The 15,085-nt window shown below is 61.7% G+C and carries 13 protein-coding genes; 3 read left to right on the forward strand and 10 right to left on the reverse strand.

The annotated features are described in order from the left end of the window. Positions 1-25: 25 nt before the first annotated feature. A complete protein-coding gene (gene plsB, locus QRN46_RS19100) occupies positions 26-2,530 on the reverse strand; it encodes a glycerol-3-phosphate 1-O-acyltransferase PlsB (protein WP_201816963.1) in 2,505 nt (834 codons plus the stop codon). Positions 2,531-2,767: 237 nt separating this feature from the next. On the opposite strand from plsB, the gene QRN46_RS19105 reads away from it, so the two are divergent. Further along, positions 2,768-2,977, forward strand: a complete 210-nt coding sequence (locus QRN46_RS19105) for a cold shock domain-containing protein (protein WP_007954750.1) — start codon at positions 2,768-2,770, stop codon at positions 2,975-2,977. Positions 2,978-3,034: 57 nt separating this feature from the next. On the opposite strand, the gene QRN46_RS19110 is transcribed toward QRN46_RS19105, so the two are convergent. From QRN46_RS19110 to QRN46_RS19125, 4 genes are all read right to left on the reverse strand, one after another. Further along, positions 3,035-3,412 carry a hypothetical protein gene (locus QRN46_RS19110; protein WP_011332668.1) on the reverse strand — a complete coding sequence of 126 codons (378 nt, stop codon included), beginning with the start codon at positions 3,410-3,412 and terminating at the stop codon, positions 3,035-3,037. Positions 3,413-3,487: 75 nt separating this feature from the next. After that, complete coding sequence (locus tag QRN46_RS19115) at positions 3,488-4,297, reverse strand: putative RNA methyltransferase (RefSeq protein WP_221615113.1); 810 nt, start codon at positions 4,295-4,297, stop codon at positions 3,488-3,490. Next, a complete protein-coding gene (gene dapE / locus QRN46_RS19120; RefSeq protein ID WP_285356547.1) occupies positions 4,297-5,448 on the reverse strand; it encodes a succinyl-diaminopimelate desuccinylase in 1,152 nt (383 codons plus the stop codon). The genes QRN46_RS19115 and dapE overlap by 1 nt, the downstream gene beginning before the upstream one ends. Before the next feature lie 99 nt (positions 5,449-5,547). Continuing rightward, entirely contained in the window at positions 5,548-8,139 is a 2,592-nt protein-coding gene (locus tag QRN46_RS19125; RefSeq protein WP_041475151.1) for a glycosyltransferase, read from the reverse strand. Between the two features lie 274 nt (positions 8,140-8,413). Between QRN46_RS19125 and tcdA the strand changes: the two genes are divergently transcribed. Further along, positions 8,414-9,232 carry a tRNA cyclic N6-threonylcarbamoyladenosine(37) synthase TcdA gene (gene tcdA / locus QRN46_RS19130; RefSeq protein ID WP_039762445.1) on the forward strand — a complete coding sequence of 273 codons (819 nt, stop codon included), beginning with the start codon at positions 8,414-8,416 and terminating at the stop codon, positions 9,230-9,232. A gap of 24 nt (positions 9,233-9,256) precedes the next feature. Here tcdA and QRN46_RS19135 read toward each other — a convergent pair whose 3' ends face one another. The 4 genes from QRN46_RS19135 to QRN46_RS19150 all read right to left on the reverse strand — a co-directional run bounded on the left by QRN46_RS19135 (position 9,257) and on the right by QRN46_RS19150 (position 12,417). Continuing rightward, complete coding sequence (locus QRN46_RS19135) at positions 9,257-9,661, reverse strand: SufE family protein (RefSeq protein ID WP_201816935.1); 405 nt, start codon at positions 9,659-9,661, stop codon at positions 9,257-9,259. Then, positions 9,658-10,863: an aminotransferase class V-fold PLP-dependent enzyme gene (locus QRN46_RS19140; protein WP_041475152.1), complete on the reverse strand. Its 1,206-nt coding sequence runs from the start codon at positions 10,861-10,863 to the stop codon at positions 9,658-9,660. The genes QRN46_RS19135 and QRN46_RS19140 overlap by 4 nt, the downstream gene beginning before the upstream one ends. A gap of 125 nt (positions 10,864-10,988) precedes the next feature. Continuing rightward, on the reverse strand, positions 10,989-12,023 hold the full coding sequence (dapD, locus tag QRN46_RS19145) for a 2,3,4,5-tetrahydropyridine-2,6-dicarboxylate N-succinyltransferase (RefSeq protein WP_011332675.1): 1,035 nt from the start codon (positions 12,021-12,023) through the stop codon (positions 10,989-10,991). 31 nt (positions 12,024-12,054) lie between these two features. Next, positions 12,055-12,417: an ArsC family reductase gene (locus tag QRN46_RS19150; RefSeq protein ID WP_003222107.1), complete on the reverse strand. Its 363-nt coding sequence runs from the start codon at positions 12,415-12,417 to the stop codon at positions 12,055-12,057. Between the two features lie 181 nt (positions 12,418-12,598). On the opposite strand from QRN46_RS19150, the gene QRN46_RS19155 reads away from it, so the two are divergent. Further along, positions 12,599-14,230: a Na+/H+ antiporter gene (locus QRN46_RS19155; RefSeq protein ID WP_011332677.1), complete on the forward strand. Its 1,632-nt coding sequence runs from the start codon at positions 12,599-12,601 to the stop codon at positions 14,228-14,230. A gap of 24 nt (positions 14,231-14,254) precedes the next feature. Here the strand turns inward: QRN46_RS19155 and QRN46_RS19160 are convergent, their stop codons facing one another. Further along, positions 14,255-14,926 carry a M12 family metallopeptidase gene (locus QRN46_RS19160; RefSeq protein WP_011332678.1) on the reverse strand — a complete coding sequence of 224 codons (672 nt, stop codon included), beginning with the start codon at positions 14,924-14,926 and terminating at the stop codon, positions 14,255-14,257. Between the last annotated feature and the right edge of the window lie 159 nt (positions 14,927-15,085).

A 15,085-nucleotide genomic window follows, 5' to 3' on the forward strand; every position in this document is an offset into this window, starting at 1 on the left:
GAAGAAGCCTGGCGCCTTTAGGAATTTAGTCGTTTTGCACAGGGGGGGCGACCTGATCGGCCGCATCTTCGCTGCGATGCAGGGCTACCTGACGGATCGACAGGCGAATCTCCGCCGGCAACACCCGTTTGGCCGCACCCTCGGCCAGTTCGCCGAGCAGTTCGTGGTAGCTCAACTTGCCGGCTTCGTCGCGACGCAGCACGTCGAGGTCGAGCAGGGTCTGGATGAAGTGGCGGAACAGGCTCTTGTCGAAGAATTCCGGCGCGTTCAGGCCATGCAGGATCGACAGGCGCTGGGCCATGACCGTACACAGGTCTTCCAGTTCTTCGGCGCTGATGCTGTTCTGGCCGCTGTTGAGCAGCAGGGAAACGGTCATGTAGAAGCGTTGCAGGGTCTGGGCGATGCTCTTCGACAGCAATGTCAGCAGCACAAAATGCCGCGAGCTTGGCGCCGGGCGCAGGTAGACGTCTTTCTCGAAACGCAGCAGGCCCTGTTCGACGAACGCTTCCAGCCACTGATCGATGACTGCATCCAGTTCGTCCAGGGTCCAGCGGATGAACAGTTCCGATTGCAGGTACGGATACAGCGCGCGGGTGTAGCGCAGGATCTGTTCGCGGCTCATGCGCGAGGTGCTCTGGAAGAAGCTCGCCAGCAGCGCCGGCAGGGCGAAGATGTGCAGCACGTTGTTGCGGTAATAGGTCATCAGGACGGCGTTCTGCTCGTCCAGGTACAGAATCTTGCCCAGCGCATCGTTCTGCTCGGACAGCAGATCCATGTCCTTCACGTGCTCGATCAGCGCCCGGCCATCGCCTTCCGGCAAGGTGGTGTGCGGCGAGTACGGAACCTTGCGCAGCAGCGCCAGATACAGATCCAGCACCCGCGCCATGGCCCGATCGTCGAGTGCCAGGCGCGTAGTCGAGAGCAGCGCCAGCGCCACCAGGTTGACCGGGTTGATCGCCGCCGCTTCGTTCAGGTGCTGTGCGACTTTCTCGCCGAGGCGGTTGGTGGTTTCGTTGAGCCAGGCCGGTTTGTACTGCGGGCCGAGTTCCTGCTGGCGCCAGTCGGGCTGTTCGCTGTCGAGGAATTCCGCCAGTTTGATCGGCTCGCCGAAGTTCACCGCCACCTGGCCGAAGCGCTGCTTGAGCGCGCCGATGACTTTGAAGATGTCGAAGATCGATTCTTTCTTCTTGCTCGCGCCGCGCAGTTCGCCGAGGTAGGTGCGGCCTTCGAGCACGCGCTCATAACCGATGTACACCGGCACGAACACGATCGGCATCCGCGACGAACGCAGGAAACTGCGCATGGTGATTGCGAGCATCCCGGTTTTCGGTTGCAGCATGCGCCCGGTACGCGAGCGCCCGCCTTCGACGAAGTACTCGACCGGGAAACCTTTGGTGAACAGGGTGTGCAGGTATTCGTTGAACACCGAGGTGTACAGCGGATTGCCCTTGAACGTGCGGCGCATGAAAAACGCCCCGCCACGGCGCAGCAGACTGCCGATCACCGGCATGTTCAGGTTGATTCCGGCGGCGATGTGCGGCGGGGTCAGGCCGTTGCGGAACAGCAGGTACGACAGCAGCAGGTAGTCGATATGGCTGCGATGGCACGGCACGTAGATCACTTCGTGACCCTGGGCGACCTTCTGCACGCCTTCGATGTGGTTGACCTTGATCCCGTCGTAGATCTTGTTCCAGAACCAGCTCAGTACCACTTCCAGAAAACGGATCGCGGTGTAGGTGTAGTCCGAGGCGATCTCGTTGCCATAGCGCAGGGCCTGGGCCTTGGCTTTTTCCGGGGAGATGTTTTCGCGCTCGGCTTCGTCGAGGATCGCTTGCTTGACCAGCGGCTGGTTGAGCAGGCCTTTGACCAGGTTGCGGCGGTGGGAAATGTCCGGGCCGATCACCGCAGCTTTCAGGTTGCGGAAGTGCACCCGCAGGATCCGCTGGGCCATGCGCACGGTGCGTTCGTGGCCCTTGTTGTGTTCGATCAGTTCGCGCAGGTGGATCGGTGCGGAGAATTGCACGCGGGTCTTGCGCCCCAGAATCATGATGCTCAGCAGCCGGCGCAGGCGTCCGGTGACGGCCCAGCTGTCGGCGAACAGTAGTTTCCATGGGCTGTTCTCGCTGTCCGGCGACTGGCCCCAGAACACGCTGACCGGAATGATCTGTGCATCTTCGGCAGCGTTCTGGCTCAGGGCGCTGACCAGGCGGGTCAGGGTCGGCGGCGCGCCGCGCTTGTCCTGGCGGCCGAGCCAGTCCGGGTCCGGCGTCAGGTAGAAGAACGCCGCCGGTTCGATCAGCGAACCCACGGACACCGGCAGCACCGGGCGCGGCAGACCGGCCTTGGTGCACTCGGTGTCGACCACCGCCAGATCAGTCAGCGATGGGTTTTGCAGGACGTAGAACACCGGACGACTGCGGTCTAGGTTGAGGGTGAACGACGACTGGTTGATCGTCTCGGAGCGAACCCAGAGATACAACAGTCGGCGCAAGGTGCCAAACACAAGACGGCGGAACGGGGAACGGGTCATACGGCTTCTGCGTGAGTGGATAAACCGAGCGTTTGCTCGGGAGGGCGACAGTTTGCCGGATTACTCGAAAATCGGCAAAAAAGCGGCGAAGTAATCTCCTGTTGAGAGTTTTGCCGCCTGTCATATACTCGGCGATCTGTCGCCGGGGCCCTTTTATGGACGTCGGACGCAGGCTGACGTTCCGCAAAGGCTTTCCTGCGAAAAGCCTGTTCAATAATAAAAAAGGAGTATGAACAGATGGCAACACGTGAAACCGGCAACGTGAAGTGGTTCAACGACGCCAAGGGCTACGGCTTCATTCAGCGCGAAGACGGGGTGGACGTGTTCGTGCACTACCGTGCGATTCGCGGCGAAGGCCACCGTTCGCTGACCGAGGGTCAGCAGGTTGAATACGCGGTGGTGGAAGGGCAGAAGGGGTTGCAGGCTGAAGATGTTGTAGGTCTGTAAGCCAACTTCGAGCTGATCGTTCCCACGCGCAGCGTGGGAACGATCAAGCGATCAGCGTCAGGCAGTTTTCCAGGTGATCTCTTCTTCACCATCGGCGCTGATCCGGATCCAGCGATCCGCCGTCTCCTCACCTTCTTCCTCGACCCACGTCCCCGGCGCGCAGCGCACTTCGACGTTCAGCGCGGCAAAGGCTGCGCGGGCGCAGGCGATGTCGTCGTCCCAAGGGGTCGCATCGCTTTCCAGGTACAGGCTGTTCCACTTGCCTACGGCTTTCGGCAGCCAGGTCACCGGGATGTTGCCGGCCTTGCACTTCCAGGTCTGGCCTTTCTGTACCCAGTCGCTGCACGGGCCGAGGGCGGCGCCCAGCCAGGCGGAAATGGCCTTGTGGTCGACGTCGGCGTCTTTCAGGTAAATCTCGATGTCCGGTTGGCGCATGGATATCCTCACTGCGGGTCTGAAAAATCCATTCGCGGATTTAGCCGGCCCCGGGCACTCGCCCGAGTCCAAAAGTTATTGAAGAACGAAATAATCGTAGCGCATCGAGACCGTGGTCACGAACGGCTCGGCCTGTTCGATGACCGCCGCGCGGCGCTCGGCACTGGCGCGCCAGCCGTGGGGTGTCATCGCCAGCAGGTTGGCGCGATCCTCGGGCTTGTCCAGCGTCAGTTTGAATTCCAGGGTTTCACTGTGCGCCAGCGCCATGCCTTCCGGCACCAAGGCCAAGTGCTTGTCGTCGGTATATTCGCGCACTTCGTCGTACAGGCGTTCGCGCAGTTCCATCAGGTGGCCGCTGGTCGGGCCGACTTTCATCAGACCGCCGCCAACGCTGAGCAGGCGCTTGGCTTCTTCCCAGTCCAGCGGACTGAAAACGCTGGCCAGAAACTGGCAGCTACCGGAAGCCAGTGGCACCCGGGCCATGCTGGCGATCAACCAGGTCAGCGCCGGATTGCGTTTGCAGGCGCGTTTGACCGCTTCCTTCGAGATGTCCAGCGCGTAACCGTCAGCATCGGGCAAAGCCTCGGCGATCTGCGCGGTGTAGTAACCCTCGCCACAGCCGATATCGATCCAGCGCGCCGGCGCATAACCCGCCGCCAGCTCCGCCAGGCGCTTGGCCACCGGCGCGTAATGCCCGGCGTTCAGAAAGTCGCGGCGGGCCTCGACCATCGCCTGGTTGTCGCCGGGATCGCGGCTGTTCTTGTGCTGCACCGGCAGCAGGTTCAGATAACCCTGACGCGCGCGGTCAAAGCGGTGGCCTGCGGGGCAGACCACGCCGTTGTCCACCGCGTTCAGCGGTTCACTGCAGATCGGGCACGCGAGCATCAGGCGAGCAACTTGATCAGGGTCTGGTAGTAGATTTCGGTCAGCACGTCGAGATCGGCCGCCAGTACGCGCTCGTTGACCTGGTGGATGGTCGCGTTGACCGGGCCCAGTTCAACAACCTGCGTGCCCATGGTCGCGATGAAACGACCGTCGGAGGTGCCGCCGCTGGTGGATGTCTTGGTCTCGCGGCCGGTGATGTCCTTGATGCTCGAAGACACCGCGTCGAGCAGTGCGCCCGGCTCGGTGAGGAACGGCAGACCGGACAGCGCCCAGTCGATGTGCCAGTCCAGGCCATGTTTGTCGAGAATATCGGCGACGCGCTTTTGCAGGCCTTCCACGGTGGATTCGGTGGAGAAACGGAAGTTGAACACCGCCACCAGATCACCCGGAATCACGTTGGTCGCGCCGGTGCCGGAATTGACGTTGGAAATCTGGAAACTGGTCGGCGGGAAGAAATCGTTGCCATGATCCCAATGCTCGGCGGCCAGTTCGGCCAGAGCCGGGGCGGCGAGGTGGATCGGGTTCTTCGCCAGGTGCGGATAGGCCACGTGGCCCTGCACGCCGCGCACGGTCAGTTTGGCGCCGAGGGAGCCGCGACGACCGTTCTTCACCACATCGCCCACCAAAGTGGTGCTCGACGGTTCGCCGACGATGCACCAGTCCAGACGCTCGTTACGGGCGGCCAGACGCTCGACCACGGCCTTGGTGCCGTGATGCGCCGGGCCTTCTTCGTCGCTGGTGATCAGGAACGCGACCTTGCCCTTGTGATCCGGGTAGTCGGCGACAAAACGCTCGGCTGCCACAGTCATCGAGGCCAGGCTGCCTTTCATGTCCGCCGCCCCACGGCCGCAGAGCATGCCGTGCTCGTCGATCACCGCGTTGAACGGGTCGATCTGCCAGGCAGTCACCGGGCCGGTCGGCACCACGTCGGTGTGGCCGGCGAAGCACAGCACCGGGCCGTCGCCTTTGCCGTGAGTCGCCCAGAAGTTATCCACATCTTCGATGCGCATCGGTTCCAGCTGGAAACCGGCATCGCCCAGGCGCTGCATCATCTGCTTCTGGCAATCGGCGTCGACCGGCGTCACGGACGGACGGCGGATCAGGTCGATGGCGAGTTGGAGGGTCGGCGAAAGGTCGGCGTGGGCCGTCATGGAAAACTCCGAAAGCTGGGGGGGCAAGGCGCGCAAAATGGCGGTTATCTTAAAGCAAAACGGCGACCATTGGCCGCCGTTTAGTGCATCGGTGAGGATTTAGACCACTGGTGCCGGTTCAGGCGCAGCCGCAGGTTTTGGCAGCGACGACAGGAACGCCATGATCAGCGCCGCTACATACGGCAGCGATTGCACCAGCAGCATGGCCACCCAGAAGCGCATGTCGTTGCTCGGAATGCCCTGCACCAGGAAGATCCCCAGCGCCGCGCCCCACAACAGCAGCATGATGAACAGCTCTTCCCGGGCCTCGGAAATCGCCACCCAGAAGCCATGGTTGTCGGCGTTTTTCGGGGTGCGGAAGAACGGAATGCTGCTGGTGAAGAAGCCGTACAGCACCGCTTTGGCGATGGTGTGCGACAACGCCAGACCGGCCAGTGCCGCGCAGAACGCATCCTTGAGGTTCACGCCCACGGCGCGACGGTAGAGGAAGATGATCTTGCCGACCTTGAACACGAACAGCGCCAACGGCGGGATCGCGAAAATCAGCAGCGGTGGGTCGACCCGTTGCGGCACGATGATCATCGCCGCCGACCACAACAGCGCGCCGACGGTGAAGAAGATGTTCATGCCGTCCGCCACCCACGGCAGCCAGCCCGCGAGGAAGTGGTAACGCTGGCCGCGCGTCAGCTCGGTGTCCTTGCCGCGCAGCAGGCTGCGGGTGTGGCGCTTGATGATCTGGATCGCACCGTAGGCCCAGCGGAAACGCTGCTTCTTGAAGTCGATGAAGGTGTCCGGCATCAGACCCTTGCCATAACTGTCGTGGTAATACGCCGCCGACAGGCCTTTCTCGAATACCCGCAGACCAAGCTCGGCGTCTTCACAGATGCACCAGTCGGCCCAGCCCAGTTCTTCCAGAACCGAGCGACGGGTCATGGTCATGGTGCCGTGCTGGATGATCGCGTCGCGGTCGTTGCGGGTGACCATGCCGATGTGGAAGAAGCCTTTGTATTCGGCGTAGCAGAGCTTCTTGAAGGTGCTTTCGTTCTGGTCGCGGTAATCCTGCGGCGACTGCACCACGGCGATTTTCGGGTCGGCGAAGTGCGGCACCATGTGCTTGAGCCAGTTCGGGTGCACGCAGTAGTCGGAGTCGATCACTGCGATCACTTCGGCGTCCTTGGCGGTGTGCGGGATCAGGTAGTTCAGCGCACCGCCCTTGAAACCGGCCAGGGGCGAGACGTGGAAGAACTTGAAGCGCGGGCCGAGCGTTTCGCAATAGTCGCGCACCGGTTCCCAGACCGCCGGGTCCTTGGTGTTGTTGTCGATGATCAGGACTTCGAAGTCCGGATAGTCGAGGTTGGCCAGGGCGTTGAGGGTCTGTTTGACCATCTCCGGCGGCTCGTTGTAGCAGGGCACGTGGATCGAGACTTTCGGGCGGTAGTCGGAGTCGCCGACCACCGGCAGGAATTCACGCCGGCGTTTGTGAATCCACACCGCCTCGGCCAGTTCGTGGGCCTCGGTCAGCAGCACGATGAACACCCCGAGCGCACCGAGCGCGAGCAGGAAGCCCACCGTCAGGCTGAACCACGTGCTGTATTGCTGGCTGTAGTCGTAACCGATCCACACCAGCACCGAACCGCAGAGGAACGCGATAAAGGTCAGGAAGGTACGGCCGCGCTGACGCAGGGCCGAGCCGTCGATCATCAGCAGGGTCAGCGACAACAGCGCCAGCACCACCGAACCGATGGCCAGCACGCGCCATTGCGGGATCGCCACCACCGGGCCTTCGAAGTTGAATTTCTGCTGGCGCGCGGCGTTGAACACGCCCCAGTAAGCGCCGACCGAACCTTCGTCGCTGGCCTTCCATGGCTGGTCGAACGCTTCGATCACGAAGTAGTTGAAGCCCTGGCGGTTGAGTTTGTTGACCAGCGTGCGCAGGTAGATCGCCTGATCCGCCGGCGACGCATCGGCGCCACCGCGCATGCGGCCGTTGCTCGGCCAGCCCACTTCGGACAGCAGCAGCGGCTTTTTCGGGAACATCTTTTTCAGGTCGCGAGCGCGGTCGAAAACGAACTGCCCGGCCTTGTCCACCGGAATGAATTCCCAGTAAGGCAGCACGTGCGCGGCGATCAGGTCGACGTGCTTGGCCAGTTCCGGGTGCTCTTCCCAGACGTGCCACTGTTCGGAGGTGGTCACCGGCACTTTGACTGCCGCGCGCACGCGGTCGAGCAACACGCTGAGTTCCTGGGCAGTGATTTCCTTGCGGAAGATCGCTTCGTTACCGACCACTACGCGAACTACGCTGCGCGAGGTGTTGGCCAGTTCGATGGCGCGGGTGATTTCCCGCTCGTTGCGTTCCTGGTCGGGGCTGATCCAGATCCCCAGGGTCACGCGAAGGCCGAATTCTTCCGCCAGTTTCGGGATGTCCTGCAGGGAGCCGTCGACCGAGTAGATGCGGATGTTGTCCGTCAGCTTGCTCATGATCTCCAGGTCGCGGCGCATTTCATCGTCGGACGGATACTGATCCTTCTGTGGGAACTGTCCTTGCTGGAATGGTGAATAGGAGAAACCGGAGATCTGCTCCGGCCAGTTCGGCGCGGAGACGGGGCGATTGATCAGCGCCCAGAAACCGGTGAACAGGGCGGCGATTGCCAGAACCACCACCAGGTTGAGTCCAAATTTACGCGATGACATAGCTGTGTCGGGTTCCAAAGGCTGTGGAACGAAGGGTCGGCTGGTTGACGCCAAGAGGGCGCGCATCCTACACCGGCAGTTCGCCTAGTCCTACAAGAGACAGGGAAATGCCGGACGTTGGGCAATCCAACCTGACTTAAGTTCTTTCGTTTCAGCGTGTAAGACAAATCTTTGTTACGTGCAGCTTTAATTAAAGCAGGCGCATTCGCCGTTCATAGCGCAAAGATGCTCTTGGCCGCCGACGGCCCTATAATGCGCGCCGGTTTTCAGGGTAATGGTCATGAGTACAGAAGATCCGCGGTTTGCAGGCATCGCCCGTTTGTATGGCATCGAGGGCCTCGAGCGCCTGCGTGCAGCCCACGTGGCGATTGTCGGCGTTGGCGGCGTCGGTTCCTGGGCGGCGGAAGCCATGGCCCGTTGCGGGGTGGGCGAAATTTCGCTGTTCGACCTCGACGACGTCTGCGTCAGCAACGCCAACCGCCAGTTGCACGCGCTGGACAGCACGGTCGGCAAGCCCAAGGTCGAGGTGATGGCCGAGCGTCTGCGCGGGATCAACCCTGACTGCACGGTGCACGCCGTGGCGGATTTCGTCACCCGCGACACCATGGCCGAATACATCACGCCGAACATCGATTGCGTGATCGACTGCATCGACGCCGTCAACGCAAAAGCCGCGCTGATCGCCTGGTGCAAACGGCGCAAGATCCAGATCATCACCACCGGCGGGGCGGGCGGGCAGATCGATCCGACGCTGATTCAGGTCTGCGACCTCAACCGTACGTTCAATGATCCTCTGGCCTCGAAAGTGCGCTCCACGCTGCGTCGTGACTATGGTTTCTCGCGCACTGTGACTCGCCATTACAGCGTGCCGTGCGTGTTCTCCACCGAACAGCTGCGCTATCCGAAACCGGACGGCAGCATTTGCCTGCAGAAGAGTTTTGTCGGTGATGGCGTGAAGCTGGACTGCGCCGGCGGGTTTGGCGCGGTGATGATGGTGACGGCGACGTTCGGCATGGTCGCGGCGACCAAGGCTGTAGACAAGATTGTGGCGGGTGTTCGGCGCCCGGCGGATCGGGTCAAGCCTCAGGCCTGAAGCATAGGGCTGCGCAGCAGCCCTTTACTGCGCCAGCTCGTTCATCCGCTGCAGAACGGCATTCAAGCCATTGCTGCGCGACGGCGACAACTGCCGCGACAGTCCCAACTGATTGAACCAGTCCGGCAGATCCACCTGCTGCAGCTCCCTCGCGGTCAAGCCGTTGACCCGCAACAGCAGCAACGCCACCAACCCGCGAATCATCCGTGCATCGCTGCTCGCTGCGAATTGCCAGTGGCCGTCGCTCAACTCGCCAACCAGCCACACCTGGCTTTCACAGCCGTGCACCCGGTTGGCGTCGCACTTGTCCGCATCGCTCAACGGCGGCAGGCGATCACCGAACTGCATCAACAGCCGCGCCCGTTGTTCCCAACCGGCAGCGTTCTGAAACGTTTGCAGCGCCTCGGCGGCTTCTACCGGCAGGCTCATCGCAACAACTCCAACGCCTGATCCAGCGCCTCAAAGAACCGCTCCAGATCCTCGGAATCGTTGTACAGCGCCAGCGACACGCGGATGGCCCCGGCCAGTTCAAAGCGCTTGAGCAACGGCATCGCGCAGTGATGCCCGGCACGCACGGCGATGCCTTGCTCGGTCAGCAAATGCGCCAGATCGGCGTTGTGCACGCCTTCGACGACAAAACTGGCCAGCGCCAGTTGCGGCTTGCCCAGCAGACGGATGCCATTGCGGGCGGCGAGGCCTCGCAAAAGGTAATCGTGCAGCGCGGCTTCGTGGGCGGACACGGCGTCCTGATCCAGACCGGCCAGGTAGTCGAGGGTCGCACCCAGGCCGATCACGCTGGCAATCGGTGGCGTTCCGGCCTCGAAGCCCAGTGGCGCCGGACGAAAACGAGCGTCGTGATAATTGGCTTCCAGCACCATCTCGCCACCAAATTGCCACGGGCGCAGTTGCTCAAGCGCTGCGTTGCACCCGAACAGCACGCCGAGGCCATCGGGGCCGTACAGCTTGTGGCTGGAAAACACGTAAAAGTCGCAACCCAGCGCCTGCACGTCATGCCGGCCGTGGACCACGCCTTGAGCGCCATCGACCACGGTCAGCGCGTTGTGTGCTTTGGCCATCGCCAACAATGCCGGCAACGGTTGCCAGGCACCAAGCACGTTGGACAACTGACTGACCGCCAGCAAGCGAGTGCGCGGGCCGATCAGGTGAACGGCGGCGGCGAGGTCGATCACGCCGTCATCGTCCAGCGGCAGGATCACCAGTTTGAGTTCGCGACGTTGTGCCAGTTGCTGCCAAGGCAGCAGGTTGGCGTGATGCTCCAGGGCGCTGATGACAATTTCATCGCCCGGATGGAGAAGATGTTCCAGGCCGTAAGCCAGGAGATTCAGCGCGCTGGTGGCGCCGTGGGTAAAGATGATCTGCCCGCTGTCACCGGCATTCAGCCACTGGGCAACCTTCAGGCGGCTGTCCTCGAACGCCTGCGTGGCATGGGCGCCGGGCAAGTGCTGGGCACGATGCACGTTGGCTGCGCCGTTGGCGTAGTAATGCGCCAGCGCGTCGAGCAAGGCCTGGGGTTTTTGCGTGGTGGCGGCGTTGTCCAGGTAAGTCTGGTCTTGCCGTTGCAGGGCGGCGATGGCCGGGAAATCGGCGCGCCAGGGGGAGGGAATCATCACGGTTTCAAGCCCTGGTGAAGATGGGCGGGTTAACGCCGAACCCTGTGGGAGCGGGCTTGCCCGCGATGACGATCGGTCGAACGCCATCGCAAACAGGCTGGCTCCCTCAGGTGAGCTTCTGGCGCTTAGTTGTGAGCGTGCAGTGCTTCGTTCAGTTCGATCGCCGATTTGTGGGTTTTGCATTCCACGGCACCGGTTTCCGAATTGCGACGGAACAGCAGGTCGGTCTGACCGGCCAGTTCACGGGCCTTGACCACTTTGACCAGATTGTTGTTCTCGTCCAGCAGTGCGACTTTGGTGCCGGCGGTCACGTACAGGCCCGACTCGACGGTGTTGCGGTCGCCCAACGGGATACCGATACCGGCGTTGGCGCCGATCAGGCAGCCTTCGCCGACCTTGATCACGATGTTGCCGCCGCCCGACAGGGTGCCCATGGTCGAGCAGCCGCCGCCCAGGTCCGAGCCCTTGCCGACGAATACGCCAGCGGAAACGCGGCCTTCGATCATGCCCGGGCCTTCGGTGCCGGCGTTGAAGTTGATGAAGCCTTCGTGCATCACGGTGGTGCCTTCGCCCACGTAGGCGCCCAGACGCAGACGCGCGGCGTCAGCGATACGCACGCCGGCCGGTACCACGTAGTCGGTCATTTTCGGGAATTTGTCCACCGAGAACACTTCCAGCAGTTCGCCACGCAGACGGGCTTCGAGTTGCAGCTCGGCCAGTTCGCTCAGGTCGATGGCGCCCTGGCTGGTCCATGCCACGTTTGGCAGCAGCGGGAAGATCCCGGCCAGGCTCACGCCGTGCGGCTTGACCAGACGATGGGACAGCAAGTGCAGCTTCAGATAAGCCTCAGGAGTCGAGGTCAACTGAGCGTCTTCGGCCAGCAGGGTGGCGACCAGTGGCTTGTGGCTTTCAGCCAGACGGGTCAGCAGTTTGCCTTGTACCGCGTCGATGCCTTTCACGGCTTCAGCCAGTTGCGCAGCCTGTGCGGTGGTGAAGGTGATGGCCTGGTTGCCTTCGGTGTAGCCGAGGATCGGGGCAACAGCGGCGACCAGTTCAGCCGAAGGATTGAGCAGCGGCTGGGCGTAGAACACTTCCAGCCATGCGCCTTGACGGTTCTGGGTGCCGACGCCGAAGGCGATACTGAACAGGGAGTTGGACATGTGAATACCTCTACAAAATGTGACGGGCTGCTTACTTGAGGGCGGCCGCGTAGATGTCTGGCTTGAAGCCAATCAGGGTTCGGTCACCGAGATCGAGCACCGGGCGCTTGATCATCGAGGGTTGAGCGAGCATCAGTTCGATGGCTTTCGACTGGTCGAGATCGGCTTTGCGTTCGTCGTCGAGTTTGCGAAAGGTCGTGCCTGCGCGGTTCAACACCGTTTGCCAGCCATGTTCGTCGCACCATTGGGTCAGGTGCTCGCGGTCAATGCCGGCGGTCTTGTAATCGTGGAAGTCATAGCTGACAGCGTGTTCATCGAGCCAGGTGCGCGCCTTTTTCATGGTGTCGCAGGCTTTGATGCCGAAAAGGTGCAACGTTTTGCTTGAAACGGTCAAGGAATTGCCCCCTTTACAGGTGCTGGAAAAAAATGGTGTCGGATTATGCCATGACCAGACGGTTTCGCGGCGCCGAGGTTGCTTTTGCTGAGCGGGCTGCGACATAGGTGCAACGGTCACGCACAGCCTAAGCGGCTAATATGGCAGTTCAACGCTGTCGATTGTCCGGGATTTCCGCTTTATGCAAACTGCTTATACCGTCCTGATCCTGCTGATGCTGGTCAGTGTCTCGCGCCTGGTGGGACGGGTGATTCCGCTGCCGCTGCCACTGGTGCAGATTGCCGCCGGTGCCTTGCTGGCCTGGCCGACTCTCGGCCTGCACGTGGCCCTCGATCCCGAACTGTTCCTGTTTCTGTTCCTGCCGCCGCTGCTGTTTTCCGATGGCTGGCGCATGCCCAAGCGCGAATTGTGGCGCCTGCGCGGGCCGGTGCTGACGCTGGCGGTGGGTTTGGTGCTGTTTACCGTGGTCGGTGCCGGCTACTTCATTCACTGGCTGCTGCCGACGATTCCTTTGCCGGTGGCCTTTGCGCTGGCGGCGGTGCTGTCGCCGACGGATGCTGTTGCAGTCTCGGCCATCTCACAGAACCGCCTGCCGACGCCGTTGATGCACATGTTGCAGGGCGAGGCGTTGATGAACGACGCCTCGGGTCTGGTGACGTTCAAGTTCGCGCTGGTCGCGGCGGTGACCGGTGCGTTTTCCCTGGCCAATGCCAGCCTGACCTTCGTGCTGGTGGCCGTCGGCGGGCTGGCGGTCGGCGTGGCGCTGAGCTGGCTGGTCGGAAGGTTGCGCGCCTGGATGATTGCCCGGGGCTGGGACGATCCGGCGACCCACGTGGTGTTCATGTTGCTGCTGCCATTCGCCGCTTACGTGCTGGCCGAGCGGCTTGGCGCGTCGGGCATTCTTTCGGCAGTGGCGGCGGGGATGATGCAGAGCTGGCTCGATCTGCTGCCGCGCCAGACCAGCACCCGGTTGCTCAACCGCAGCGTCTGGTCGTTGCTGGAGTTTGCCTTCAACGGTTTGATCTTCCTGCTGCTCGGCCTGCAACTTCCGGACATCGTTAAAGCGGTGGTCAGCCACGAGACATCGTTATGGCCGACCCTGTTCTATCGCTGTCTCGATGTGGTGGCGATTTTTCTGGCGCTGGTGTTGTTGCGCTTCATCTGGGTGCAGAGCATCTGGCGGCTGTCGGTGCTGCTGCGTCGCTTGCGCGGCAAGGGTGATCTGACGCAGGTGCCGACCGCCCGTTCCTGCTGGCTGCTGACCGTCGGCGGCGTGCGCGGTGCGGTGACCCTGGCGGGCGTGATGTCGGTGCCAATGCTGATGGGGAGCGAGGCGTTCCCCGAGCGCGATCTGCTGATCTTCATCGCCGCCGGGGTGATTCTGTTATCGCTGGTGGCGGCCTGTATTGCGCTGCCGTTGCTGTTGCGCGGTATCGAAAAAAGTCCGGACGACAAGCGTCGTCAGGAAGTGCGCGACGCCTGGCGCAAGACGGCGGAAGCGGCGATCCATGCGCTGGAAACCGAAGAGGTCAACCCGCAGGACGCCGCGCAAGCCGCGCTGGCAGCGGAGCTCAAGGCGCGGATCATGTCCGAGTATCGCCATCAACTGGAGGTCTTCAACGATTCGGCCGAAGCCCAGGCGCTGGCGTTCCAGATGGATCTGCTCGAACGCCGCTTGCGCCTCAAGGCACTGCGCGCGCAACGCCTTGAGTTATACAGCCTCAGTCGTCAGCACCAGATTGGCGATGACGTTCTGCGTGAAGTGTTGGGCGAACTGGACTTGAGTGAGGCGAATCTGGGGTCGGTCAAATAATGGCGTCACGTTGGTCCGAATGGGTTACTCCGCTTGTTCAGCAGGGTAGGGGTAGGCTTTCGACATGAACGTCTTGTCCTTTTCACTGAGCTCCAGATTCAGATCAATCTTGAAGTCGCCGTGAGTCCAGTCCTGACGCACGGCGTAGTGCATGATCGATTTCGGATCGTAGGGTGAATAGTCGAAATCGCTGGCATCGAGCAGGTTGAAGTAGCGTTCATCGACAGACCGGCGGGCGTAATCGTCTTCGTCGGCGTTTTCTTTGACCCAGTGCGCGGCATAGACCGCTGCCTTGTTCCAGGGGATGTTCGATTCCGGATGCAGGTGCTCATGCTCGGCCCCCAGCGCATGCCCGAACTCGTGCATGACGTTGGCGGCAAAAAACGCCGGTGCCTGCAGATCCGGCGACAGCCTCATGGTCGGGCCGTCCTCGATCAGCAGTGCGTGGGTGCCAATCATCGACCAGTAAATCCCGGGCTCGCTGCTGATTCGGATATCTCCCGATTCACCCTCGACGAAATCAAAGTTCAAATTGATGTACGACAGCCATTCGCTGGCAGCAGACTTGACCGCGTCCTTGAACGGCTGGTCGCCGTTTAAGAAGGCAATGCGTAATGTTTGACCCGGTGTCCAGAAGTGAGCCGGTTTGCCAATTGCACGTTTTTTACGACGGGGGGCGGTGAAAGTCGGATTCATGTTCAAATGTCCTTGCTTGTAGAATTGATAGTTGAATTTCCCGGAGCTCGATGGGTTCGGGTGGTGTTGAAGTTAGTGGTAGATGTTAGTTTGTGAAAGTTGTTTGATGTAAGGTTGTGTGTTTTCAATTCAAGTTTGCCAGGCGTTGCACCTGGCAAA

Origin of the sequence: Pseudomonas sp. lyk4-R2A-10 (assembly GCF_030209075.1) — a bacterium.
GTDB lineage: Bacteria > Pseudomonadota > Gammaproteobacteria > Pseudomonadales > Pseudomonadaceae > Aquipseudomonas > Aquipseudomonas glycinae.

What these genes read in the sequence shown, in the direction of transcription:
- plsB (WP_201816963.1), bottom strand. Translation starts at nt 2,530, where the DNA reads ATGACCCGTTCCCCGTTCCGCCGTCTTGTGTTTGGCACCTTGCGCCGA.
- QRN46_RS19105 (WP_007954750.1), top strand. Translation starts at nt 2,768, where the DNA reads ATGGCAACACGTGAAACCGGCAACGTGAAGTGGTTCAACGACGCCAAG.
- QRN46_RS19110 (WP_011332668.1), bottom strand. Translation starts at nt 3,412, where the DNA reads ATGCGCCAACCGGACATCGAGATTTACCTGAAAGACGCCGACGTCGAC.
- QRN46_RS19115 (WP_221615113.1), bottom strand. Translation starts at nt 4,297, where the DNA reads ATGCTCGCGTGCCCGATCTGCAGTGAACCGCTGAACGCGGTGGACAAC.
- dapE (WP_285356547.1), bottom strand. Translation starts at nt 5,448, where the DNA reads ATGACGGCCCACGCCGACCTTTCGCCGACCCTCCAACTCGCCATCGAC.
- QRN46_RS19125 (WP_041475151.1), bottom strand. Translation starts at nt 8,139, where the DNA reads ATGTCATCGCGTAAATTTGGACTCAACCTGGTGGTGGTTCTGGCAATC.
- tcdA (WP_039762445.1), top strand. Translation starts at nt 8,414, where the DNA reads ATGGTCATGAGTACAGAAGATCCGCGGTTTGCAGGCATCGCCCGTTTG.
- QRN46_RS19135 (WP_201816935.1), bottom strand. Translation starts at nt 9,661, where the DNA reads ATGAGCCTGCCGGTAGAAGCCGCCGAGGCGCTGCAAACGTTTCAGAAC.
- dapD (WP_011332675.1), bottom strand. Translation starts at nt 12,023, where the DNA reads ATGTCCAACTCCCTGTTCAGTATCGCCTTCGGCGTCGGCACCCAGAAC.
- QRN46_RS19155 (WP_011332677.1), top strand. Translation starts at nt 12,599, where the DNA reads ATGCAAACTGCTTATACCGTCCTGATCCTGCTGATGCTGGTCAGTGTC.
- QRN46_RS19160 (WP_011332678.1), bottom strand. Translation starts at nt 14,926, where the DNA reads ATGAATCCGACTTTCACCGCCCCCCGTCGTAAAAAACGTGCAATTGGC.